Raw genomic sequence first — 21719 nt, 5'->3', positions numbered from 1 at the left:
AAGTGCCCTGGTCACCTAGGAGGTAGGACGACTTGTGAATGAGTCGACATTTGCTCCCGGGGGTGGTCGTCCAGGCACGCCTGCGCGGGGCCACGAATCCCCGGGGGCGGAGGCGCCTGTCGGCTCCGTCGCCGTCCACACCTTCTCGGCACACGCACACCAGGGCGGAAACGCATACCAGAGCATGGACGGTCATCACGTGAACGCCATGACCGGCAGCCAGAGCGGCGGCGAGGACACGACCCGTATCGCCGCATCCGCCACCTCCGACTTCGAGGACCTGTCAGAAGGTCACTTCTACGATCCGGACGCGGACTACGAGCCGGACCCCGAGTACGCCGCGACCCTCGCCCCGGACGCCGCCCGGCAGCGCCGGGAGCGCATCGGCCCCACCGGCCGCCCGCTGCCGTACTTCCCCATCCCGGGCCCGGTCACCGACCACGGCCCGGCGAAGGTCATCGCCATGTGCAACCAGAAGGGCGGCGTCGGCAAGACCACGTCCGCCATCAACCTGGGCGCGGCGCTGGCCGAGTACGGCCGCCGCGTGCTGCTCGTGGACTTCGACCCGCAGGGCGCGCTCTCCGTGGGCCTCGGCGTCAACCCCATGGAGCTGGACCTCACCGTCTACAACCTGCTCATGGAGCGGGGCATGGCGGCCGACGAGGTGCTGCTCAAGACGGCCGTGCCCAACATGGACCTGCTCCCCAGCAACATCGACCTCTCCGCCGCCGAGGTGCAGTTGGTCAGCGAGGTGGCGCGGGAGCAGACGCTCCAGCGCGCGCTGAAGCCGCTGCTGGCCGAGTACGACTACGTCGTCATCGACTGCCAGCCGTCGCTCGGCCTGCTCACGGTCAACGCGCTGACCGCGGCGCACAAGGTGATCGTGCCGCTGGAGTGCGAGTTCTTCGCGCTGCGCGGGGTCGCGCTGCTCACCGAGACGATCGAGAAGGTCCAGGAGCGACTCAACCCCGACCTGGAGCTGGACGGCATCCTCGCCACGATGTACGACTCGCGGACGGTGCACAGCCGCGAGGTGCTCGCGCGCGTCGTCGAGGCATTCGACGACCACGTCTACCACACGGTCATCGGGCGCACCGTCCGCTTCCCCGAGACCACCGTGGCCGGCGAGCCCATCACCTCGTACGCGTCCAACTCCGTGGGCGCGGCCGCCTACCGCCAGCTCGCCAGGGAGGTGCTCGCCCGGTGCCACGCCGAGTGAGCCTGCCCGGGGCCGACGAGCTTTTCCGCACCACCGGGGGGACCGCGCTCCAGTCGTCCACGCCGCAGTCGGACCGGCAGCGGGCCAACGGCGAGTCGCCCGGCGGCACGCCGCGCGTGCCGGCGCCGAGCCGCGAGGGCGACTCGGAGGCGGTGGCCGCCGGTGCCGAGGCGGAGCCCGAGGCGGACGCCGACGAGGCGGGCGCCGAGGAGTCCGACGGCCCGGGCGGCGATACGGGCGCGGGCGCGCGGGGCGCGCGTACCGGCCCCGGCGGCAAGACCGGCCCCGCGGCCCCGGCGGCCGGCACCCGCACCACGGGCGGGCCCGCCCGGCGGGATCCGGAGGCGACCGAGCACGGCGGCCGGGAGGCGGGCGCCGACGCCGGCCCCGGCGGGCGGGCGCGGCAGGAGGAGCGCGAGCCGCCGGCCCAGCCCCGTACCAAGTCCGCGCGGCAGGGCGGTGGCTCGGCCGCCGCGTCCGCGCAGCCCCGGCGCGGCCGGGGGCGCGGCGCCGCGCGCCGGCCCAGCGGCCGCGAGCGGCACGACGAGAAGATCACGGTCTACGTCTCCGCCGAGGAGCTGATGGACCTGGAGCACGCCCGGCTCGTGCTCCGCGGCGACCACGGCCTGGCGGTGGACCGCGGCCGCATCGTCCGCGAGGCGGTCGCGGTGGTGCTGGCGGACCTGGAGTCGCGGGGCGACGCGAGCATCCTGGTACGCCGCCTGCGCGGGCGCTGACGGCCACCCGCTCCCGTACGTGCGCGCCGCGCCGCCCGCGCGGCCCCGTACCGGATGACCGGGGCGCCGCCCCGCCGGACAACAACCGGGCGCGAACCGCTCCGGGCGATACGCTGCGAGCGATGGACGAGAGGCACGACGACCCGCAGCGCCCCGCGCGTACCGCCCGGCGCTCCCTCGGCCGCGGCCCCGGGGTCGCCGCGACGCCCACGAAGCCCGCTCCGCCGCCCGCCGACCCGGATCCGGTGCGGGAGCCGTACCCCGAGCCGATGCCGCTGCCGAAGCCGGACCCGTCGCCCGTCCCCGGCACGCCGGAGCCGGCCCCGCTGCCGATCCCCGGCCCCGCCCCGCGCCCCGACGAGCCGAGCCCGGCGCCCGCGCCGTCCCCCGAGCCCGGCCCGGGGGAGCCGGACCCCGAGCCGGAGACCGAGCCCTCCCCGGCCGGCCCGGGCGGCGCGGAGCCGGACCCGGACCCGGAGCCCGCCCCCGACACGGCGCCCGATCCCGGCCCCGACACGGACCCCGAGCCCGGCGCGCACCCCGAGTCCGGCGACGGCGCCTTCCGGGTCCGGCTCGCCAACTTCGAGGGCCCCTTCGACCTCCTCCTCCAGCTCATCTCCAAGCACAAGCTGGACGTCACCGAGGTCTCCCTGCACCGCGTCACCGACGACTTCATGGCCCACATCCGCGGCATGGGCCCGGACTGGGACCTCGACCAGACCACCGAGTTCCTCGTCGTCGCCGCCACCCTCCTCGACCTCAAGGCCGCCCGCCTGCTGCCCGCCGCCGAGGTCGAGGACGAGGAGGACCTCGCGCTGTTGGAGGCCCGGGACCTGCTCTTCGCGCGGCTGCTCCAGTACCGCGCGTACAAGGAGATAGCGGGCATCTTCCAGCGCCGGCTGGAGGACGAGTCGCTGCGCCACCCCCGTACCGTCGGGCTGGAGCCGCACCACGCGGAGCTGCTGCCCGAGGTGGTCATCAGCATCGGCCCCGAGGGCTTCGCCCGGCTCGCGGTCAAGGCGATGCAGCCCAAGCCGGTGCCCCAGGTCTACGTCGAACACATCCATGCCCCGCTCGTCAGCGTCCAGGAGCAGGCTCAGGTCGTGGTCGCCCGGCTGCGCGAGCACGGCTCGGTCGGCTTCCAGGAGCTGATCGCCGACGCCCCCGACCCGCTGACCGTCGTGGCCCGGTTCCTGGCGCTGCTGGAGCTGTACCGGGAGCGGGCCGTGGCGCTGGACCAGGAGGGCGCGCTGGAGCCGCTGACGGTGCGGTGGACGGGGCGGGAGGACGCGGCGCCGGTGGTGACCGACGAGTTCGACACGCCGCCCGGGGACGAGCGTGGCGAAGGCGCAGACGCAGACGCAGGCGAAGGGGACGGCGAACGATGAGCGACGCGGTGGCGGACGTGCCGGAGACGGCGAACACAGCGAACCCGGCGGAGACAGTGAACACGGCGGAGACGGCGGCCGCGGAACCCCCCGCGGAGCAGCAGGCAGGACAGCAGCCGGCGGACCACCCTGAGCAGCCGTCGGCGAGTCCCACCGCCGCGCTTCCGCTGCGCCCCGCGCTCGAAGCCGTCCTCATGGTCGTCGACGAGCCCGTCACCGCCGAGCACCTGGCCAAGGTCCTCGACCGCCGCCCCCGCGAGATCGCCGACGCCCTGCGCGAGCTGTCCGACGAGTACACCGTCCAGGGCCGCGGCTTCGACCTGCGCCACGTCGCCGGCGGCTGGCGCTTCTACACCCGCGCCGCCTACGCCCCCGCCGTCGAGGGCTTCGTCCTGGACGGCCAGCAGTCCCGGCTCACGCAGGCCGCGCTGGAGACCCTCGCGGTCGTCGCGTACCGCCAGCCGGTCTCCCGCTCCCGGGTCTCCGCGGTCCGCGGCGTCAACTGCGACGGGGTCATGCGCACCCTGCTCCAGCGCGGACTCATCGAGGAGGCGGGCACGGAGGACGGCACAGGTGCGATCCTGTACAGGACGACGAACTACTTCCTGGAGCGGATGGGCCTGCGCGGCCTGGACGAGCTCCCCGAGCTGGCCCCGTTCCTCCCGGACGCGGACGCGGTGGAGGGCGAGTCCCAGGAGGGCGTCCCGTCGTTCGACGTGGACGACGACACCTGACCAGACAACGGACTGACGGTAGCTCGATGCGAAGCAGCGGCGGCAGGAACAGCAGGAAGCCCTCGGGCTCCGACCCCCGGGGGGCGGGCGGCAAGCGCGGCGCCCCACAGCGCGGCCAGGGCCGCCCCCGCCCCGAGGAGCGGCGGTACGAGAAGTCAGGCGCCCCCCAGGGCGAACGCCCGGGCGGCCCGGGGAAGGGGGGCCGGGGGCGGCGCGGCGGCACGCCGGCGCGGCCCGCGCGCTCCCGCGAGTACGACGCGCAGCTGGAGGAGCGGGCGAGGGAGCGGCACACCGGCCCGCAGCGGAAGCTGCCGAAGACGTTCGGCGAGCCGGAGGGCGAGCGGCTGCAGAAGGTGCTGGCGCGGGCCGGCATGGGGTCGCGGCGCGCCTGCGAGGAGCTGATCGACCAGGCGCGGGTCGAGGTCAACGGGCGCATCGTCACCGAGCAGGGCCTGCGCGTCGACCCGCAGACGGACGAGATCAGGGTCGACGGGCTGACCGTGGCCACCCAGTCGTACCTCTTCTTCGCCCTCAACAAGCCCGTCGGCGTCGTCTCCTCGATGGACGACCCGGAGGGGCGGCAGAACCTCGGCGACTACGTGGACAACCGCGAGACCCGGCTCTTCCACGTGGGCCGCCTCGACACCGAGACCGAGGGGATCATCCTGCTCACCAACCACGGCGAGCTGGCCCACCGCCTCACCCACCCCCGCTACGGCGTGAAGAAGACCTACCTCGCCGCGATCCAGGGCCCGCTCCCGCGCGACCTGGGCAAGCAGCTGAAGAACGGCATCCGGCTGGACGACGGCTACGCCAAGGCCGACGACTTCCGGGTGGTGCAGAACACCGGCAAGAACTACCTCGTCGAGGTGGTGCTGCACGAGGGCCGCAAGCACATCGTGCGGCGGATGCTCGCCGAGGCCGGCTTCCCCGTCGACAAGCTGGTACGGACCCGCTTCGGCCCCATCGCGCTGGGCGACCAGAAGTCCGGCTGGCTGCGCCGGCTCACCAACACCGAGGTCGGGATCCTGATGCGGGAGGTCGGCCTCTGACGCCCCGGCCCGTACGCCCGTAGCCGCCGGGCGCAAGGCGGCCTCCCCGCGCCCCGCGGGGACGCCGCCGCGTATCCTTGCGCCCGTGCGTACCGCCCTCGTCCTCGGCACCGGCCTCATCGGCACCTCCGCCGCCCTGGCGCTGACCCGCAGGGGCGTCACGGTCTATCTGCGCGACGAGGACGCCGACCAGGCCCGTACCGCCGCCGCCCTCGGGGCCGGCAGCGACGAGCCGCCCCCGGGCCCCGTGGACCTGGCCGTCGTCGCCGTGCCGCCTGCGCTCACCGGCCGCACCCTCGCGGACGCCCAGCGCCGCGGCGTGGCCGGCGGCTACCTCGACGTCGCCAGCGTCAAGGGCGGGCCCCGCCGCACCCTCGCGGAGCTCGGTGGCGACCTCACCCGCTACATCGGCAGCCATCCGATGGCGGGCAGCGAGCGCTCCGGGCCGCTGGCCGCCTCCGCGGAGCTGTTCGAGGGCCGCCCCTGGGTGCTCAGCCCGGGCGGGACGACCGACACCGAGGTGCTGAACCTCGCGCTGGAGCTGGTCGCACTCTGCCGCGCGGTGCCCGTGGTGATGGACGCCGACGCCCACGACCGCGCCGTCGCCCTCGTCTCGCACACCCCGCAGCTGGTCTCCAGCATGGTCGCCGCCCGGCTGGAGAGCGCCGAGGAGGCCGCCGTCCGGCTCTGCGGGCAGGGCATCCGGGACGTCACCCGCATCGCCGCCTCGGACCCGGCGATGTGGATCGACATCCTCTCCGCCAACCCCGGCCCGGTCGCCGAGGTGCTGTCCGAGGTCGCCGCCGACCTCGACGGGACGGTACGGGCGCTGCGCGCGCTCCAGGCCGCCGACGACGACAAGCGCCGCACCGGCGCGGCCGGCATCGAGGACGTGCTGCGCCGCGGCGGCGCCGGCCGCGAGCGGGTGCCGGGCAAGCACGGCGCCGCCCCCGCCGACTACGAGACCGTCACCGTGCTCATCGGCGACCGGCCGGGCGAGCTGGCGCGCATCTTCGCCGACGCCGGCGCGGCCGGGGTCAACATCGAGGACGTGCGCATCGACCACGCCACCGGCCAGCAGGCCGGGCGGGTGCAGCTCATGGTCGAGCCGTCGGCCGCGCGCGCGCTCACCGTCGCGCTGCGGGAGCGCGGGTGGCCGCTGAGGCAGTGACCGCGGCCCGCGCAGGTGCCGGTAACCTGGTCCCGCACAAGTCGACCCGGTCAACCCGGACGTATACCTGAGGAAGGGTGTCGTACACCCCGTGGACAGCGCTGCCAGGGCCCAGCGGGCCCCCGTGATCGTCGCCATCGACGGCCCCGCCGGCACCGGCAAGTCGAGCACGTCCAGGGCCGTCGCCGCCCGGCTCGGCCTGCACTATCTCGACACCGGCGCGCAGTACCGGGCCGCCGCCTGGTGGATGCTGGGCAACGGCGTCGACGTGCGCGACGCCGCCGCCGTCGCCGCCAACGCGGAGAAGCCGCAGATCGTCTCCGGCACCGACCCGGCGGCGCCCGCGATCACCGTGGACGGCGCGGACGCCGCGGGCCCGATCCGTACCCAGGAGGTCACCGCCGCGGTCAGCGCCGTCAGCGCGGTGCCGGAGGTACGCGCCCGGATCACCGCGTTGCAGCGGTCCATCGCGGCGGAGTCCGCGAAGAGCGGCGGGATCGTGGTCGAGGGCCGGGACATCGGCACGACGGTGCTGCCGGACGCGGACGTGAAGGTCTTCCTCACCGCGTCGGCGGAGGTGCGCGCCGCCCGCCGCAGCGGCGAGCTGAAGGGCAGGGACGCCCGCGACCTGGCGGCCACGCAGGCGTCGCTCGCCCGGCGCGACGCGGCCGACTCCGGCCGCAAGGTCTCGCCGCTGGCCAAGGCCGCCGACGCCATCGAGGTGGACACGACCGAGCTGACCCTGGAGCAGGTCATCGAGTGTGTCGTGACCCTCGTCGAAGAGAAGCAGCAGGGTCGGTGACCGAACCGGCCGGCGCGGTGCCGGAGACCCGGGGCGCGCTCGTCGGGCGGCGGATGTCCGCGCCCGTGATGCACGGCTACTTCCGGCCGCGGATACTCGGCGCCTGGCGCATGCCCGCCAGCGGGCCCGTGATCCTGGCCGGGAACCACTCCCACAACGTCGACGGCCCGCTGCTCATGGGCACCGCGCCGCGGCCCGTGCACTTCCTGATCAAGCAGGAGGCGTTCGTCGGGATCGTCGGCTGGTACCTGCGCACCATCGGCCAGGTGGCCATCGACCGCACCACGGTCGACCGGGCGGCGATCACCCGCGCGCTGGGCGTGCTGGACGAGGGCGGGGTGCTCGGCATCTTCCCGGAGGGCAGCAGGGGAGAGGGCGACTTCTCCTCGATCCGCGCCGGGCTCGCGTACTTCGCGGTGCGCTCCGGCGCCCCGGTGGTGCCGGTCGCGGTGCTGGGCACGGCGGAGCGGCGCAGCCGCGTGGTCAAGGCGCTGCCGCCGGTGCGCTCCCGCGTGGACGTCGTCTTCGGCGAGCCCTTCCAGGCCGGGTCGCCGGACGGGCGGCGTACGCGCAAGGCGATGGACGAGGCGACGCTGCGCATCCAGGACCGGCTGACCGCGCACCTGGCCGCCGCCAGGCGCGATACTGGCCGCTAGGGCGCCTGGCCCGGCCGACCGGGCCGGGTGCGCGCGGCCGAGAACGCAAGGACGAGGAACGTGATGAGCGAGACCGGCAGCTCCCCGGAGTACGACGAGGGCCACGGGGACGCGTACGACGGCGGGTCCGGGGAGCCGGAGCACGGCGAGCTGGGCGACGCCGAGTACGCCGAGTTCATGGAGCTGGCCGCCGAGGAGGGCTTCGACCTCGACGAGGTCGAGGGCGACCTGGCGCGGGCCGGGCACGGCCCGCTGCCGGTGCTGGCCGTCGTCGGCCGGCCGAACGTCGGCAAGTCGACACTGGTGAACCGCGTCCTCGGCCGCCGCGAGGCCGTCGTGGAGGACCGGCCGGGCGTCACCCGCGACCGTGTGACGTACGAGGCGGAGTGGGCCGGCCGCCGCTTCAAGGTGGTCGACACCGGCGGCTGGGAGCAGGACGTGCTGGGCATCCACGCGTCCGTCGCGGCGCAGGCCGAGTTCGCCGTGGAGGCCGCGGACGCCGTCGTCTTCGTGGTGGACACCCAGACGGGCGCCACGGACACCGACGAGGGCGTGGTGAAGATGCTGCGCCGGGCCGGCAAGCCGGTGGTGCTCTGCGCCAACAAGGTCGACGGGCCGGCGGGCGAGGCGGAGGCGGCGTACCTCTGGTCGCTCGGCCTCGGCGAGCCGCACCCGGTCTCCGCGCTGCACGGCCGCGGCACCGGCGACCTGCTCGACGCGGTGCTCGAAGCGCTGCCGGACGCGCCCGCGCAGGCGTTCGGCGGCGGGCTCGGCGGCCCGCGCCGGGTGGCGCTCATCGGGCGGCCGAACGTCGGCAAGTCGTCCATGCTCAACAAGCTGGCCCGGGAGGACCGCGTCGTCGTCGACGACGTGGCGGGCACCACCCGCGACCCGGTGGACGAGCTGATCGAACTGGGCGGGAAGACCTGGCGATTCGTCGACACCGCCGGCATCCGGCGCCGCGTCCACCTCCAGGAGGGCGCCGACTACTACGCCTCGCTGCGCACCGCCGCCGCGCTGGAGAAGGCGGAGGTCGCCGTCGTCCTGGTGGACGCGGGCGAGACGCTGACCGTGCAGGACACCCGGATCCTCTCCACGGCCGTCGACGCCGGCCGGGCGCTGGTCATCGCGTACAACAAGTGGGACCTGCTGGACGAGGAGCGCCGCTTCTACCTGGAGCGGGAGATCGAGCGCGACCTCGTCCAGGTGCGGTGGGCGCCGCGGGTCAACGTCTCGGCCCGTACCGGACGGCACATGGAGAAGCTGGTGCCGGCGCTGGAGACGGCGCTGGCGGGGTGGGAGACGCGGGTGCCGACCGGCAGGCTCAACGCCTTCCTGGGCGAGCTGGTGGCCGGCCAGCCGCACCCGGTGCGGGGCGGCAAGCAGCCGCGGATCCTCTTCGGCACCCAGGCGGGCACCCGGCCGCCGCGGTTCGTGCTCTTCGCCTCCGGGTTCATCGAGGCGAACTACCGGCGGTTCATCGAGCGGCGGCTGCGCGAGGAGTTCGGCTTCGAGGGGAGCCCGATCCGGATCTCGGTACGGGTGCGGGAGAAGCGGGGCCGCAAGAAGTAGCGGCCCCGGGCCGGTCTCCTCGGCTGGCTAGTCCCCGGCCGCGCGGTGGCGGTGCAGTTGCAGGTGCGACCGCAGGCGCCCGGTGGACGGCATGGCCGGCGCGGACGGGGTGGCCGGCAGGGACGGCCGGGCGGAGTTCATGATCGCGTCGAAGCGCAGCAGCTCCTCGCCGGAGCGGTCCCCGGGCAGCGCCCGGAAGAGCCGGCGGTACTCGGCGAACAGGGCGTCGTAGATCGGCGTCGCCGAGGTACGGGCGGCCGCGTGGGGCTCGTGGGCAGGGCGCATGCCGGGAATCGCGTGGTATCGGTGCACACCTCTGCAACGAAGGCGCGGCGCGGGGGGATGCGGGTGCGCGTTGCTCCGATCAGGTGTCCGTTGGCCGGGTGACGCCGCTCAGGTGCCGGTGAGGGGCATCGCCGCGCCGACGAGCAGCCCGCGCCCGGCGGCCTGCGCGAGCGCCTCGCCGAGCAGGTCCTCGCGCGGCTGCCGCCCGACGGCGCCCGCGGGCGCCGCGTACACCAGCACCTCCTGCTCCTGCGCCGCGGCGGCCCGCCAGCCGTCCGAGACCGGCAGCGGCTGGTGCGCCTGCCACCAGGCCGTCGGCGGCTGACCGGCGGCGCCGGGCTGCATCACGGCGTGCAGCCGGCCCGCGACGAGCAGCACGGACCAGCCGGTGACCGGGGCCGGGGGCTTGACCATGTCCATCACGGGCAGGAAGCCGCTCTCGATGAGCAGCGGCAGGAAGTCGTCGCCGGGGCCGTCGGAGCCCGGCCGGACGACGGGGGCCGTGGGTTCGACGACGAGCGCGGGGCGGGCGTCCTCGCCGCACATCACCAGCCCGCAGGTGACGCCGAGCACGGCCTGCCCCTCGCCGGGGTCGCCCGCGGGCGCGGCGGGGGCGGCCAGGTCGGCGGGGGGTTCGGGGGCCGCCGGGGCGACCGGCGCGGCGGGGGGTGCGGCGGCGGGGTGCGCGCCGTCGGCCGGGGCGCCGGCCGGGACGGGCACCGGGCCGGGCTCCGGCGCGGGGTGCGCGGCGGCGGGCGGGGGCGCGGGGGAGTGCGCCCCGGCGGGCGCGAGCGCCTGCTCCGGCACCGGTGCCTGGGCCTGCTCCGGGCCGCCGTCCGCGGTGATCGAGCGTACGGCGCCCTGGAGTTGGTCCTCGGAGACCGGCACGACCTGGGACGGGATGCAGGCGGCGTGGGCGAAGGCGAGCACCGCGGTCTCCTCGCCCACGAAGAGCACGGTGCTCGTCTGCTCCTGCGCGGAGTCGCCGGGGGCGCGGCAGGAGGTGCAGTCGTACGCGCCGGGGGCGGACTCCCCGGCGACGAGCCGGTCCGCCTCTTCGTCGCCGATCTCGGCGCGTACGGCGTCGCTCACTTCGAGCATGCGGGGCACGAGTCGCTCCTCGGTGTCGTGGTGCGTGTTCATCCGGGCTCAACGGGCGACCTGTGTGCGGAGTCACGCCCCCGGCGGCGATTGCCGGACGGGTGCGTACGGACGGTAGGGAGTGGGTCGGAAATTCTCACTGTGGGTCAACTGATGTGCGAATCACGTCCGTTGGTGCCGTGAGGCGAGCCACAGCACGACCGAAGATGTGCCGGACAAAGCCTGATTTGACCTGCGCGGCGACCTGTCCGGTATTGATCGATACCTGCGGTAACCCCCAACTGGCCTCGAATGACGGGGTCTTGGTTGATTACGCCCGACAAGCCTGCCTAGATTCGGCCGCCGCGTGCACCGAGCACCGCCCGGGCAGGGGACCCGGGTCCATCGAGAGGAACGTATGCCTTTCCCGAAGGGCGACATACGCGCCACCCGCAGTGACCGTACGACCAGTGAGGCAGGCACCACCATCAGCAGCAGGACACGCAGGAACGCCGCCGTCGTCACCGGAGCCGCCGCGCTCCTCACCCCCCTCGCGCTCCTCGCCACCGCCGCGCCGGCGGGCGCCGCGGACAGCGGGGTGTGGGACCGTATCGCCCAGTGCGAGAGCGGCGGCGACTGGTCCATCAACACCGGCAACGGCTACTACGGCGGACTCCAGTTCGCCGCGTCCACCTGGGAGGCGTACGGCGGCACCGCCTACGCTGCCACCGCGGACCGGGCCAGCCGGGAGCAGCAGATCGCCGTCGCCACGAAGGTGCAGGCCGCGCAGGGCTGGGGCGCCTGGCCGCACTGCTCCGTCGAGGCCGGCGCGTCCGGCGCCGCGCCGGCGGTGGGGCAGCCCGCGCAGGAGGAGCCCGCCGCGCCCGCGGAGCCGCGCACGGAGCCCCGGGCGGACCGCGGCGACCAGCAGCGGCAGCCGCTGAAGCGCGGCGACGGCAACTACACCGTGAAGACCGGCGACACGCTCAGCCGCATCGCCGCGGCGCACGGCACGCCGTGGCGCGAGGTCTACGAGGCCAACCGCGACGTCATCGGCGGCGACCCGGACGTCATCCTCCCGGGCCAGCGCCTGCACGTCTGACCGGCGCCGGGCGCCAATGGGGGTACCCCCGCCAGTCAGGGCGTAGCCGGTGGGGGAGCCCCCACCTCGGCGGGCTCGCCGCTGAACACCACGTTGCCGCGACGGAGTTCGTGCACCACCGTCGCCGCGGCCGCAAGGCCGGGCGGCAGACTCTGCTCCGCGACGACGACGGTGGCGGCGAGCCCGCCGAGCAGTTCGTACGTGCGCGCCGCCACCGCCGCCGACATCCCCTGACCCGGCTCGTCGAGCAGGACGAGCCGGGCGGGGGACAGCAGCGCGCGGGAGACCGCGAGCATCCGCTGCTCGCCGCCCGAGAGGGTGCCCGCGCGGCGCGCGAGCAGCGGCTCCAGCTCCGGATACGCCGCCAGTGCGGGCCCGGTGCCGCCGTCGCGGGCGGCGAGGCGCAGGTTCTCCGCGACCGTCAGCGAGCCGAACACCGCGCGCACCTCCGGCGTCAGCGAAAGCCCGCGCCGCGCGCGGGCGTAGGCGGGCAGCCGCGTGACGTCCTCGCCGCGCCACACCACGCGCCCGGCGGCCAGCGGCACGGTGCCGGCGAGAGCGCGCAGGGCCGTGGTGCGGCCGGAGCCGTTGCGGCCCAGCAGCACGGTGAGCCGGCGGGCGGGGACGGGGAGGTCGACGCCGTGGAGGGCCTCCAGCGGGCCGTAGCGGACGCGGGCGCGGCGGAGGGCGATTTCGAGGGTCACGGGGCCTCCGCGGGTGCGGGGGCGGCCGGGCCCGCCGCCGCGATCACCGCCGCGGGGGAGCCGGAGGCGACGATGCGGCCGGCGGCCATGGCGTAGACGGTGTCGGCAAGTTCGCCGACGAGTCCGAGGCCGTGCTCGACGACGAGGAGGGCCATGCCGTCGGCGGCGAGGGCGCGCAGGACCCGTACGAGCGCGGCGGTCTCGGCGAGGTCGAGACCGGCGGCCGGCTCGTCCAGCAGCAGCACGCGCGGACCGCCGGCGAGCGCGCGGCCGAGCTCGACGCGGCGCAGGGTGCCGGTGGGCAGGTCGGCGGCGGGGGCGTGGCGCACCGGCCCGTCGAGGCCGAGGAGCCGCAGCACGCGGCCGGTGGCCGCCGGGTCCCGGACGCGGCCCTGCTCGGCGCCGACGCCGACGTTCTCGGCGACGGTGAGGGAGGGGAAGACGGCGGGCTGCTGGAACGTCCGCGCCAGCCCGGCCCGGGTGCGCGCGTGCGCACTGCGCCGGGTCACGTCCCGCCCCGCGAGGACGACCCGCCCGGCCCGGGGCCGGAGGGTCCCGGCAAGACAGTGGAACAGGGTGGACTTGCCGGCCCCGTTGGGCCCGACCAGCGCGGTGACCCGCCCGGGGGCGACGAGGATGTCGACGCCGGAGAGGACGGGGAAGTCCCCGTACGAGACGGATACGCCCTGCGCGACGAGCACGGGACCGCCTGCGGCGGGCACGGGATCGCCTGCGGCGGGTCCCCCGGGCCCGCGGAGGCCGCCGCCGGCGGGCGAACCCGCCGCCGCGGGGCCCCCGGCGGCGGGTGGGGTGCCGCCGGTCGTGCGGGCGGGCGTTCGACGCAGCCGCGAGGCGGTTCGGCGGGCCACACCACCGCGGGCCGGCCGTGTTCCGCCGCCGCCGCCGGAGCCGGAGCCGCCGTCGCCCGGCCGCGGGGCTTCGCCCGGACCGGACCCCGGTATGTCCCGCCCGCCGACGCCCACGTCCCCCGCCGGCTCCGAGTCGCTGCGAGCGGGCCGGTGGGCTTTTCGCGGGCCGGGCTCGGACATGGCCGGCCCGCCGATGCCCCGGCCGTGCCCTGGTGTCCCCGCCGGGGACGTCTTCGCGTCGCCCGGACCCTGCGCCGAAGGCGCCGAGAGGCCACCCGCCGCCGTCAGGCCGGAGCCGGGCCTCGCGGCTCCGCCGGTTCTGCGCGCCGGTGGCGGCCCGATCCCGGCGGCCCCTGCGGGAGGCGTTCCTTCCTCCGCGGCTCTTGCGGGAGGCGTTCCTTCCTCCGCGGCTCCTGCGGGAGGCGTTCCTTTCTCCGCGGCTCCTGCGGGAGGCGTTCCTTTCTCCGCGGCTCCTGCGGGAGGCGTTCCTTTCTCCGCGGCCCCTGCGGGAGGCGTTTCCTCCTCCGCGGCCCCCGCCGGAGGCGCACCCTCCACCGCGATCCGCGCCGGAGGCGTCCCCGTGGCCCGCGCCGGAGGCACCTCGCCGCCCGCCAGGGACACGCGTACGCGCCGCCCCAGCGGCGTCAGCCTCCGGGGGCGGCCCAGGCGGGACGCCGCCCGGTGCAGGGCCTCGTACAGGCCGCCCGGGAAGCGGCCCAGCAGGACCGCCAGGACGCCGATGACCGCCGCCGCCATCCCGCCGCGCGTGCCCGCGTCCAGGCCCACCAGCAGCGCCGACGCCAGCAGCGCGCCCAGCATGCTGTCCGCGCCCACCACGACCACCGCCGCGAACCACAGCAACCCCCGCACCGGGTCGAAGGCGTTGGGGTCGAACGCCCGGGCGCCCATCGCCAGCATGCCGCCGCCCAGCGCCGCCAGCGCCGCGCCCGCCGCGAACGCGGCGACCTTCAGCGACGGCACCGGCACCCCCGCCGCCGCGGCGCCCGACTCGTGGTCCCGCATCGCCGCCAGCGCCCGCCCCGGGCGGCCCCGGCGCAGCGCCCACGCCGCCGCCACCGCGCCGGCGAGCAGCAGCAGTTCGAGTACGTAGAACGCCCGGTCGCCGGTGAAGCCCGCCGGGCGGCCCAGCGTCAGCCCCGACGTCGCGTACGGCTGCGCGAAGACGAAGCGGCTCACCGCCACCCCCACCGCGAGGGTCACCAGCGCCAGCGCCAGGCCCTGCCGCCGGATCGCCGGGTATCCCGTGAGCAGCCCCAGCGGCGCCACCAGCAGCACCGCGACGCCGAGCGCCGCCAGTTCCGGCAGCGCCGGCAGCCCCGGGAACCGGCCCGCCGCCAGCAGCGCCGTGAACAGCGCCCCCAGCCCCGCGTACGCCGCCTGGCCCAGCGAGACCTGGCCGCCGCGGCCCGTGACGACCACCAGCGACAGCAGCACCACCGCCAGCGCCGGCACCTGGACCGACGTGGTCAGGTCGGAGCCCGCGAGGCCCAGCGGCAGCAGGAACAGCACCCCCGCGACCAGCCACGGCCGCCCGTCGTCCGCCGCCGAGTCCAGCGTGGCGGCCGGGACCCGCAGGAAGCCGTCGCCGGAGCCCGACCGGAGCCGCGGCAGCGCCAGCGCCGCCACCAGCAGCAGCACTGCGAAGAGGTTGGCGCCGAGCGCCTGCACCACCTGCTCGCCCCAGCCGCCCGGGTGCAGCCGCGTCAGCTGCGCCTGCCCGACGCCGACCGCCAGCGCCACCGCCACCACCGCCGGCAGACTCCGCAGCCCGGCCGCGACGGCCACCCCGATGACGGCCATCACCAGCAGCGGCAGCCCGTACGGGTCCAGCCGGTACTCCGGCGCCAGCAGCACCCCCGTGACACCCGCCGTGAACGTGCCGAACGCCCAGCCCGCGTCGGCGACCCGGTCCGCGTCGATGCCGCTGAGCGCGGCCAGCCGCCGGTTGTCGACGACCGCGCGCAGCTCGCGCCCGAACCGGGTCCAGCGGGTGACCGCCGCGACCGCGGCGGCCAGCGACACCGCCGTGCCGAGCTGCACCCACGGGTCGGACGGCAGCAGTTCGGGCGCGTCCGTGCGCGCGCCGGTGCCCCAGACGAGCCCCGCAGCGCCCATCAGCAGCACGAACACCCCGAGCGAGGCCACGAGCGCCTGCGCGCCGCCCGCCCCTGCGCCACTCGACCGCAGCACCGACAGCGGCCGGAAGACGAACCGCCCCATCAGCAGCCCGATGCCGGGGGCGACGACGAGCAGGCTGACGGCCGCCGCCGCCCACAGCGGCCAGCCCCACCCGACGGCGAGCTGGCGCATGACGTACGCGGTGACCATCGCGACCGCGCCGTGCGCGAGGTTGAGCACGCCGGTGGCGCGGTACGTCACGACGACGCCGATGCCGGAGAGCGCCGCGGCGCTGCCCACCGCGAGCCCGGCCAGCGTCAGTTCGTACGTGAGCGACACCTCACGCCTCCGGGGGCCGGTCCGGCTCGCAGACCGGGCACGGCGCCAGCGGCCCGTCCCCGCCCGGTACCGGTGCGGCGCCGGTCTTGCCGTCGACGAGGGGGCACTCCGGACGGTGGTAGAGCGTCCCGCCGGGCACCGCCAAGTACGGGGCGTCGCCGCCGGTCTCCGCGGGCCGCGGCGCCGGACCGTCCGGACCGGCCGGACCCTCCTCGTCCCTGCCGTCCCCGTCCGCCGCCACCAGCAGCCCGTACAACTCCTCCACCCGCGCCGCCGCGAGCCCCTGGTCCCCGCGCGACAGCAGCACCGCCCCGGAGACGATCAGCGCCGCGCCCGGGATCGTGCAGGACGCCAGGTACGGGATCTGCCGCTCCGCGAACCGCTCGCCCGACACGCCGTACCAGCCGACGGCGCACAGCACCGCCCCGGCGGCCAGCGCGGCCCAGCCGCCCCACTGCAGGGCCATGGCCTTCAGCGAGTGCCCGCGCGCCGGGCCGGTTTGCCGCATTGTGCCCCCTGTGCATGTCAGCCGCCTGAGATGCACTATGCCGTGTGTGGTCGTACGACGCAGGGGACGGCACCAATCGGCGGGACACTTGACGCATGACGACGTTCAGGAGTGAGGACGGATGACCCGACGAGCACGCACGCGCAGCGCCGCGTGGCTGGCCGCGGCGGTACTGCTCACGGGGCTGGGCGCGGCCGGGTGCGGGGACGACGGCGGGGGCGCGGACACCCCGGACAGGACGCCGAGCGCGCCGGCGTCGGAGAGCAGTCCCGCCGCGGAGCCGGGCGGGGACGAGGAGGGCGCGGGCGGTGCCGAACCGGCCGACCCGGCCGCGGCGAAGAAGGAGATCGAGGAGAACTGGACGACGTTCTTCTCGCCCGACTCGGACGCCGACGCCAAGCTGGCGGTGCTGGAGGACGGCGAGGCGATGCGGCCGCTGATGACGGCCTTCGCCGACGACAAACGCTGGAAGCAGGTCGGCGCGAAGATCGCGGAGGTGGAGTTCGAGTCCGCCGAGAAGGCGCGGGTGACGTACGACATCACGCTGGAGGGCCGGACGGCGGTCCCCGGCGCCCTCGGCGTCTCCGTGTTGCAGGACGGCACCTGGAAGGTGTCGAAGAACGCGATCTGCACCCTCGTCGACTTGAGCGAGTCCCCCGCCCCCGGGTGCTGAGATGCGCCGCTGCGGGGGTGCCGCGAGGGCGGTGGCGATTCTTGGTGTGCTGCTGCTGACCGCCGCGTGTGGCAGCCGGGTGCCTGAGAGCGAGTTCGCCGAGCGGTCCGCGGGGCCGCCCGGCGGTGCCGCGCCCTCGGGCGCGGCGAGCGGGGAGCCGGTCCGGGTCGGGCTCATCGCCAGCGAGACGAGCCCGGTGGGCGACGCGTTCAGCGGGCCGCAGGACGGCGCGCGGGCCTACTTCGCGGCGCTGAACGCGCGCGGCGGCCTGGGCGGCCGCCCCGTCGAGGCCGTCACCTGCGACGACGGCGGCAGCGGCCTGGGCAACAGCGAGTGCGTGCGCGAACTGGTGCTGAAGGAGAAGGTGTTCGCCCTCGTTGCCACCTCCTCGCTGAACTACGCCGGCGCCCCGCAGGTCAGCGAGGCCGGCGTGCCGGACATCGGCGGCCAGCCGATCGGGGCCGCGTACGAGACGTACCCGCACCTCTACGCCATCTACGGCAGCCGCGCCCCGCGCACCGGCGGCGAGCCGGGCTGGGGCGGCGACCTGTACGGCGGCACCGAGGTCTACCGCTACTTCAAGCGGGAGCACGGCGCCCGCAGCGCCGCCGTCGTCTCGTACAACCAGGCGGCCTCGGCCTCGTACGCGCGCAGCGTCACCGGCGGGCTGCGGGCCGAGGGCTACGACGTCGTCACCGAGCAGGTCGACTTCACGCTGCCGAACTTCGACGCGGTCGCCGCCGACCTGCGCGCCCGCGACGTCGACCTCGTCTTCGACGCGATCGACACGGGCGGCAACGCCAAGCTGTGCCAGGCGCTCGACGAGGCCGGCGTGGAGCTGACCGCGAAGGTCACCAACGTGCAGAACTGGAACTCCACCGTCCGGGAGGACTTCGCCGACGCCGGCCGCTGCCGCAACTCCCTGTGGGTCACCGGCTCCAGCCGCAACTACGCGGACACCGGCCACCCGGCGGTGCGGGCGTTCCGGGACGGCATGGACCGCTACGCCGACACCGAAACCCGCTCGCAGTGGCAGCTGGAGGGCTGGGCGGCGGCGATGTGGTTCGCGGACGCCGCGCAGTCCTGCGGCGCGGAGCTGACGCGCGGGTGCGTCGAGGACTTCATGACGCGCGCCGAGCCGTACGACGCGGACGGGCTGCTGCTGCCCACCCGGTTCGAGCGGCTCGCCGAGCCGCCGGCGAAGCGGCGCACGTGCGTGTCGGCGGCCCGCTGGCAGGACGGCGCGAACGACGGCGCCGGCGGCTGGGTCAGCCAGGGCGAGATGACGGAGAACTGCTTCACGGTGCCGCAGCTGCCCTACCGGCCCTGACCGGCGCCCCTACCCGGGGGTCTCGGAGGGCGGCGCGGTCCGCTGCTCCTGCGGCACGGCGTACGGGTGGTGCAGGTCGAAGGCCGGCGACTCGGAGCGGATCCGGGGCAGGGTGACGAAGTTGTGCCGCGGCGGCGGGCAGGAGGTGGCCCACTCCAGGGAGCGGCCGAAGCCCCACGGGTCGTCCACGTCGACCTTCCTGCCCTCCTTCGCCGTGAGCCAGAGGTTGTACAGGAACGGCAGCGTGGAGGCGCCGAGGAGGAAGGCGCCGATGGTGGAGATCGTGTTGAGGGTGGTGAAGCCGTCGGCGGCCAGGTAGTCCGCGTACCGCCGCGGCATCCCCTCCACGCCCAGCCAGTGGTGCACGAGGAACGTGGCGTGGAAGCCGACGAAGAGGGTCCAGAAGTGGATCTTCCCCAGCCGCTCGTCCAGCATCTTCCCGGTGAACTTCGGCCACCAGAAGTAGAAGCCGGCGAAGGTCGCGAACACCACCGTGCCGAAGACGACGTAGTGGAAGTGGCCGACGACGAAGTACGTGTCCGTGACGTGGAAGTCCAGCGGCGGCGAGGCCAGCAGCACGCCCGTCAGCCCGCCGAAGAGGAAGCTGACCAGGAACCCGATCGACCACAGCATCGGCGTCTCGAACGACAGCGAGCCGCCCATCATGGTGCCGATCCAGTTGAAGAACTTCACCCCCGTGGGCACCGCGATCAGGAACGACATGAGCGAGAAGAACGGCAGCAGCACCGCCCCGGTGGCGAACATGTGGTGCGCCCAGACCATGATCGACAGGGCCGTGATGGCGATGGTGGCGGCCACCAGCATCACGTAGCCGAAGATCGGCTTGCGGGAGAAGACCGGGATGATCTCGCTGACGATGCCGAAGAACGGCAGCGCGATGATGTAGACCTCCGGGTGGCCGAAGAACCAGAAGAGGTGCTGCCACAGCAGCGCCCCGCCCACGGACCCGTCGAAGACCATCGAGCCCAGCCGCCGGTCCGACTCCAGCACCAGCAGCGCCGCCGCCAGCACCGGGAACGCCATCAGCACGAGGATCGAGGTGAACAGGACGTTCCAGGTGAAGATCGGCATCCGGAACATCGTCATGCCGGGCGCGCGCATCCCGATGATCGTGGTGAGGAAGTTGACCGCGCCCAGGATGGTGCCGAAGCCGGCCAGCGCCAGCCCCATGATCCACAGGTCCGCGCCGATCCCGGGGGAGTAGACGTCGCTGTTCAGCGGCGCGTACGCGAACCAGCCGAAGTCCGCGGGGCCGCTGGGCGTGAGGTAGGCGCTCACCACGATCAGCCCGCCGAAGAGGAACAGCCAGTACGACAGCATGTTCAGCCGCGGGAAGGCCACGTCGGGGGCGCCGATCTGGAGTGGCATGATCTCGTTGGCGAACCCGGCGAAGGTCGGCGTGGCGAAGAGCAGCAGCATGATCGTGCCGTGGATCGTGAACGACTGGTTGAACTGCTCGTGGCTGATCAGCTGCATCCCCGGCCGGGCCAGCTCCGCCCGCATCAGCATCGCCAGCAGCCCGGCGAAGAGGAAGAAGGCGAAGGAGGTGATGAGGTAGAGGTGCCCGATCTTCTTGTGGTCCGTCGTCGTCAGCCAGTCCACGACCACGGAGCCGTGCCGCCGGATGCGCGGGGGAGCGGGTGCCGGTGCCGCCTCTGTCGTCCCCATCGCCTCTGCACCTTCCGCTCGTGGCCCATGTGTGACGTCGACCTCGTCCACGGCACGACGGTGCCACCGGTGTACGGATCCGGCGCGCTACGCGCGTTCGCCCGGTGTGTCGCGGGGGCCGCCCGGGCTATTTATGCGGAGCTGACAACGGGCACCGTCCGGGGGAAATTCGGTGAATTTCAGCCTGACCGCAAGGTAAACGGCAGGTGAGTTTAGGGACACCGGAAGTATTTCCCGACAGCCCGTCAGGAGATGCTTTTCGGACGCCCGTACGGGTGCCCTTTCGGGCCGTTCGACGGCCGGCTGGCGCTGTGACAGAAGTGTGACCCGCGGTGAACAGGGCCGGGACATCCCCGTGCGGCGCGGCCCTACCGCGGCCGTGACCTGGGGCCTAGCGTGGACGTCATGGCGACTCCACCGAACCTGCCGACCCCGTCCCCGAACCCCGACGACGAGCCCGAGCGCTACGTCGGGCTGGCCGCCGCCGACGCCGAGGAGCAGGCCAGGGGGCGCGGCTGGAGCACGGTCCGCTCGCTGCCCCCGGGGGCCATCATCACCATGGAGTTCATGGGCGGGCGGCTGAACTTCACCGTCCAGGACGGCCGCGTCACGCGCTGCTGGGTCGGCTAGTACGGGCCGGGGCGCCCCCGGCGCCGGGGCGCGGCCCCGGCACCCGCTCAGCCGCCCGTGCGGGCCTGCGGGCGGCCGCCGGGGCGGTCCGACTGCGGCGGGCGGCGGTGGCCCGCCGGGGTGCCCGTGGGGCGCTCGTGCCGCGCGGGGAGCGGGCGGGGGGCCAGGTGCGGCCAGGTGTCGGTGCGGGCGGCCGAGCCCGTACCGGAGCTGACGCGGGCCATCTCCCGGGTGTTCTGCGACTGCGCGTCGGTGCCGGCCGGCGTGCCGGTGCCGGTCGGCCGCTGCGAGACGATCGAGACGCGGGTGGCCAGCGGGGACAGCGAGGCGGGCGCGGGCGGGCCGGCGGCCGGGTGGCCGCGCAGCCGGTCGCGGAGGCGGAACAGCCACGCCTCGGTGCGGGCCACGAGGGGCTCGAACCAGGGCAGGGCGAGCAGCACGAGCAGGCCGGCGACCCAGCCGAGCAGCACGTCGCTGAGCCAGTGCGTCCCGAGGTAGACCGTCGTCCCGCCGACGCCCAGCGCCACCGTCGCGCAGGCCACGGAGGCGGTTCTGCGGGCCCCCGGGGTCGACGCCAGGTAGGCCACGACGCCCCAGGTCACGACGGCGTTCGCGGTGTGACCCGAGGGAAATATATCGCCGCCGGCCCACATCTCGTTCGAGCCGATCTCGGTGGCGTAGTGCGGGCCGAGCCGGCCCATGCCGATCTTGGCCGCGCCGACCGTGACGTTCAGCAGGAGCAGCGAGCCGGCCAGGATGAGCAGCGGGCGCACGGTGTGCTGCCGCCAGGACCGCCAGAGCAGCCAGGACAGCACGGCGACGGCGGTGGGGGCGCGCTGTCCGAGCACCACGAAGTAGTCCAGGAAGGCGTGGTACTCCGGCCATTGCTTGTACGGCCGGTAGAGCATCAGCTGCCAGTCGAGGTGCACCAGCCACGACGTGACCACCACGGCCGCGACGATCGCCGCGTAGACGGCCAGCGACGACCAGAAGAGCCACAGCCGGGTTCTGGTCATGCGCGGCTGCCAGCCGCGGGGGGT

Annotated in this window: 20 protein-coding genes; 13 read left to right on the top strand and 7 right to left on the bottom strand. The window is 75.1% G+C overall.

Translation table 11 applies throughout. The features are described from left to right. Positions 1-34 precede the first annotated feature (34 nt). The 9 genes from ACHZ99_RS00650 to der all read left to right on the top strand — a co-directional run bounded on the left by ACHZ99_RS00650 (position 35) and on the right by der (position 9331). Positions 35-1219: a ParA family protein gene (locus tag ACHZ99_RS00650; RefSeq protein ID WP_420302296.1), complete on the top strand. Its 1185-nt coding sequence runs from the start codon at positions 35-37 to the stop codon at positions 1217-1219. After that, the gene (locus tag ACHZ99_RS00645) at positions 1216-1956 is read left to right on the top strand and encodes a hypothetical protein (protein ID WP_420303157.1); all 741 of its coding nucleotides are present in this window, start codon (positions 1216-1218) and stop codon (positions 1954-1956) included. The genes ACHZ99_RS00650 and ACHZ99_RS00645 overlap by 4 nt, the downstream gene beginning before the upstream one ends. A 122-nt stretch (positions 1957-2078) precedes the next feature. Next, positions 2079-3344, top strand: a complete 1266-nt coding sequence (locus ACHZ99_RS00640; RefSeq protein ID WP_420302295.1) for a segregation/condensation protein A — start codon at positions 2079-2081, stop codon at positions 3342-3344. Further along, entirely contained in the window at positions 3341-4078 is a 738-nt protein-coding gene (scpB, locus tag ACHZ99_RS00635; protein ID WP_420302294.1) for an SMC-Scp complex subunit ScpB, read from the top strand. Before ACHZ99_RS00640 ends, scpB begins: the two co-directional genes overlap by 4 nt. Before the next feature lie 26 nt (positions 4079-4104). Beyond that, positions 4105-5130 (top strand): pseudouridine synthase, encoded by a 1026-nt coding sequence (locus ACHZ99_RS00630; protein WP_420302293.1) that lies wholly within the window; start codon positions 4105-4107, stop codon positions 5128-5130. Positions 5131-5215: 85 nt separating this feature from the next. Beyond that, positions 5216-6301: a prephenate dehydrogenase gene (locus ACHZ99_RS00625; RefSeq protein WP_420302292.1), complete on the top strand. Its 1086-nt coding sequence runs from the start codon at positions 5216-5218 to the stop codon at positions 6299-6301. Between the two features lie 91 nt (positions 6302-6392). Then, positions 6393-7103, top strand: a complete 711-nt coding sequence (cmk, locus tag ACHZ99_RS00620) for a (d)CMP kinase (protein WP_420302291.1) — start codon at positions 6393-6395, stop codon at positions 7101-7103. A 53-nt stretch (positions 7104-7156) separates the two neighbouring features. Next, the gene (locus ACHZ99_RS00615) at positions 7157-7759 is read left to right on the top strand and encodes a lysophospholipid acyltransferase family protein (RefSeq protein WP_420303156.1); all 603 of its coding nucleotides are present in this window, start codon (positions 7157-7159) and stop codon (positions 7757-7759) included. Between the two features lie 63 nt (positions 7760-7822). Next, entirely contained in the window at positions 7823-9331 is a 1509-nt protein-coding gene (gene der / locus ACHZ99_RS00610; RefSeq protein ID WP_420302290.1) for a ribosome biogenesis GTPase Der, read from the top strand. 27 nt (positions 9332-9358) lie between these two features. On the opposite strand, the gene ACHZ99_RS00605 is transcribed toward der, so the two are convergent. Continuing rightward, entirely contained in the window at positions 9359-9616 is a 258-nt protein-coding gene (locus tag ACHZ99_RS00605) for a hypothetical protein (protein ID WP_420302289.1), read from the bottom strand. Between the two features lie 108 nt (positions 9617-9724). Beyond that, positions 9725-10759, bottom strand: a complete 1035-nt coding sequence (locus ACHZ99_RS00600) for a hypothetical protein (protein WP_420302288.1) — start codon at positions 10757-10759, stop codon at positions 9725-9727. A gap of 355 nt (positions 10760-11114) precedes the next feature. On the opposite strand from ACHZ99_RS00600, the gene ACHZ99_RS00595 reads away from it, so the two are divergent. Next, positions 11115-11798, top strand: a complete 684-nt coding sequence (locus ACHZ99_RS00595) for a transglycosylase family protein (protein ID WP_420302287.1) — start codon at positions 11115-11117, stop codon at positions 11796-11798. 35 nt (positions 11799-11833) lie between these two features. On the opposite strand, the gene ACHZ99_RS00590 is transcribed toward ACHZ99_RS00595, so the two are convergent. Genes ACHZ99_RS00590 through ACHZ99_RS00580 form a run of 3 tightly spaced genes read right to left on the bottom strand, consistent with a single transcriptional unit; the run spans position 11834 to position 16315 of the window. Next, the gene (locus ACHZ99_RS00590; protein WP_420302286.1) at positions 11834-12502 is read right to left on the bottom strand and encodes an ABC transporter ATP-binding protein; all 669 of its coding nucleotides are present in this window, start codon (positions 12500-12502) and stop codon (positions 11834-11836) included. Beyond that, the gene (locus ACHZ99_RS00585) at positions 12499-15849 is read right to left on the bottom strand and encodes an ABC transporter permease subunit (protein WP_420302285.1); all 3351 of its coding nucleotides are present in this window, start codon (positions 15847-15849) and stop codon (positions 12499-12501) included. Before ACHZ99_RS00585 ends, ACHZ99_RS00590 begins: the two co-directional genes overlap by 4 nt. A 1-nt stretch (position 15850) precedes the next feature. Next, a complete protein-coding gene (locus ACHZ99_RS00580; RefSeq protein WP_420303155.1) occupies positions 15851-16315 on the bottom strand; it encodes a hypothetical protein in 465 nt (154 codons plus the stop codon). A 163-nt stretch (positions 16316-16478) separates the two neighbouring features. On the opposite strand from ACHZ99_RS00580, the gene ACHZ99_RS00575 reads away from it, so the two are divergent. Beyond that, on the top strand, positions 16479-17030 hold the full coding sequence (locus tag ACHZ99_RS00575; RefSeq protein ID WP_420302284.1) for a hypothetical protein: 552 nt from the start codon (positions 16479-16481) through the stop codon (positions 17028-17030). Between the two features lies 1 nt (position 17031). Next, positions 17032-18360: an ABC transporter substrate-binding protein gene (locus ACHZ99_RS00570; protein WP_420302283.1), complete on the top strand. Its 1329-nt coding sequence runs from the start codon at positions 17032-17034 to the stop codon at positions 18358-18360. 9 nt (positions 18361-18369) lie between these two features. Here ACHZ99_RS00570 and ctaD read toward each other — a convergent pair whose 3' ends face one another. After that, positions 18370-20049 carry a cytochrome c oxidase subunit I gene (ctaD, locus tag ACHZ99_RS00565; RefSeq protein WP_420302282.1) on the bottom strand — a complete coding sequence of 560 codons (1680 nt, stop codon included), beginning with the start codon at positions 20047-20049 and terminating at the stop codon, positions 18370-18372. 405 nt (positions 20050-20454) lie between these two features. Between ctaD and ACHZ99_RS00560 the strand changes: the two genes are divergently transcribed. Further along, positions 20455-20679: an I78 family peptidase inhibitor gene (locus ACHZ99_RS00560; RefSeq protein WP_420302281.1), complete on the top strand. Its 225-nt coding sequence runs from the start codon at positions 20455-20457 to the stop codon at positions 20677-20679. A 47-nt stretch (positions 20680-20726) separates the two neighbouring features. On the opposite strand, the gene ACHZ99_RS00555 is transcribed toward ACHZ99_RS00560, so the two are convergent. Beyond that, entirely contained in the window at positions 20727-21695 is a 969-nt protein-coding gene (locus ACHZ99_RS00555; RefSeq protein WP_420302280.1) for a phosphatase PAP2 family protein, read from the bottom strand. Positions 21696-21719: the final 24 nt, after the last annotated feature.

Origin of the sequence: Streptomyces sp. MAR4 CNX-425 (genome assembly GCF_048656465.1) — a bacterium.
Lineage (GTDB): Bacteria > Actinomycetota > Actinomycetes > Streptomycetales > Streptomycetaceae > Streptomyces.
The sequence above is the reverse complement of the archived record's forward strand: the minus strand, read 5'-3'. Positions and strand labels throughout refer to the sequence as shown.

Coding starts and splice junctions, on each gene's coding strand:
- ACHZ99_RS00640 (WP_420302295.1), top strand. CDS start 2,079: ATGGACGAGAGGCACGACGACCCGCAGCGCCCCGCGCGTACCGCCCGG.
- scpB (WP_420302294.1), top strand. CDS start 3,341: ATGAGCGACGCGGTGGCGGACGTGCCGGAGACGGCGAACACAGCGAAC.
- ACHZ99_RS00630 (WP_420302293.1), top strand. CDS start 4,105: ATGCGAAGCAGCGGCGGCAGGAACAGCAGGAAGCCCTCGGGCTCCGAC.
- ACHZ99_RS00615 (WP_420303156.1), top strand. CDS start 7,157: ATGTCCGCGCCCGTGATGCACGGCTACTTCCGGCCGCGGATACTCGGC.
- der (WP_420302290.1), top strand. CDS start 7,823: ATGAGCGAGACCGGCAGCTCCCCGGAGTACGACGAGGGCCACGGGGAC.
- ACHZ99_RS00605 (WP_420302289.1), bottom strand. CDS start 9,616: ATGCGCCCTGCCCACGAGCCCCACGCGGCCGCCCGTACCTCGGCGACG.
- ACHZ99_RS00600 (WP_420302288.1), bottom strand. CDS start 10,759: ATGAACACGCACCACGACACCGAGGAGCGACTCGTGCCCCGCATGCTC.
- ACHZ99_RS00595 (WP_420302287.1), top strand. CDS start 11,115: ATGCCTTTCCCGAAGGGCGACATACGCGCCACCCGCAGTGACCGTACG.
- ACHZ99_RS00580 (WP_420303155.1), bottom strand. CDS start 16,315: ATGGCCCTGCAGTGGGGCGGCTGGGCCGCGCTGGCCGCCGGGGCGGTG.
- ACHZ99_RS00575 (WP_420302284.1), top strand. CDS start 16,479: ATGACCCGACGAGCACGCACGCGCAGCGCCGCGTGGCTGGCCGCGGCG.
- ACHZ99_RS00570 (WP_420302283.1), top strand. CDS start 17,032: ATGCGCCGCTGCGGGGGTGCCGCGAGGGCGGTGGCGATTCTTGGTGTG.
- ctaD (WP_420302282.1), bottom strand. CDS start 20,049: ATGGGGACGACAGAGGCGGCACCGGCACCCGCTCCCCCGCGCATCCGG.
- ACHZ99_RS00560 (WP_420302281.1), top strand. CDS start 20,455: ATGGCGACTCCACCGAACCTGCCGACCCCGTCCCCGAACCCCGACGAC.
- ACHZ99_RS00555 (WP_420302280.1), bottom strand. CDS start 21,695: ATGACCAGAACCCGGCTGTGGCTCTTCTGGTCGTCGCTGGCCGTCTAC.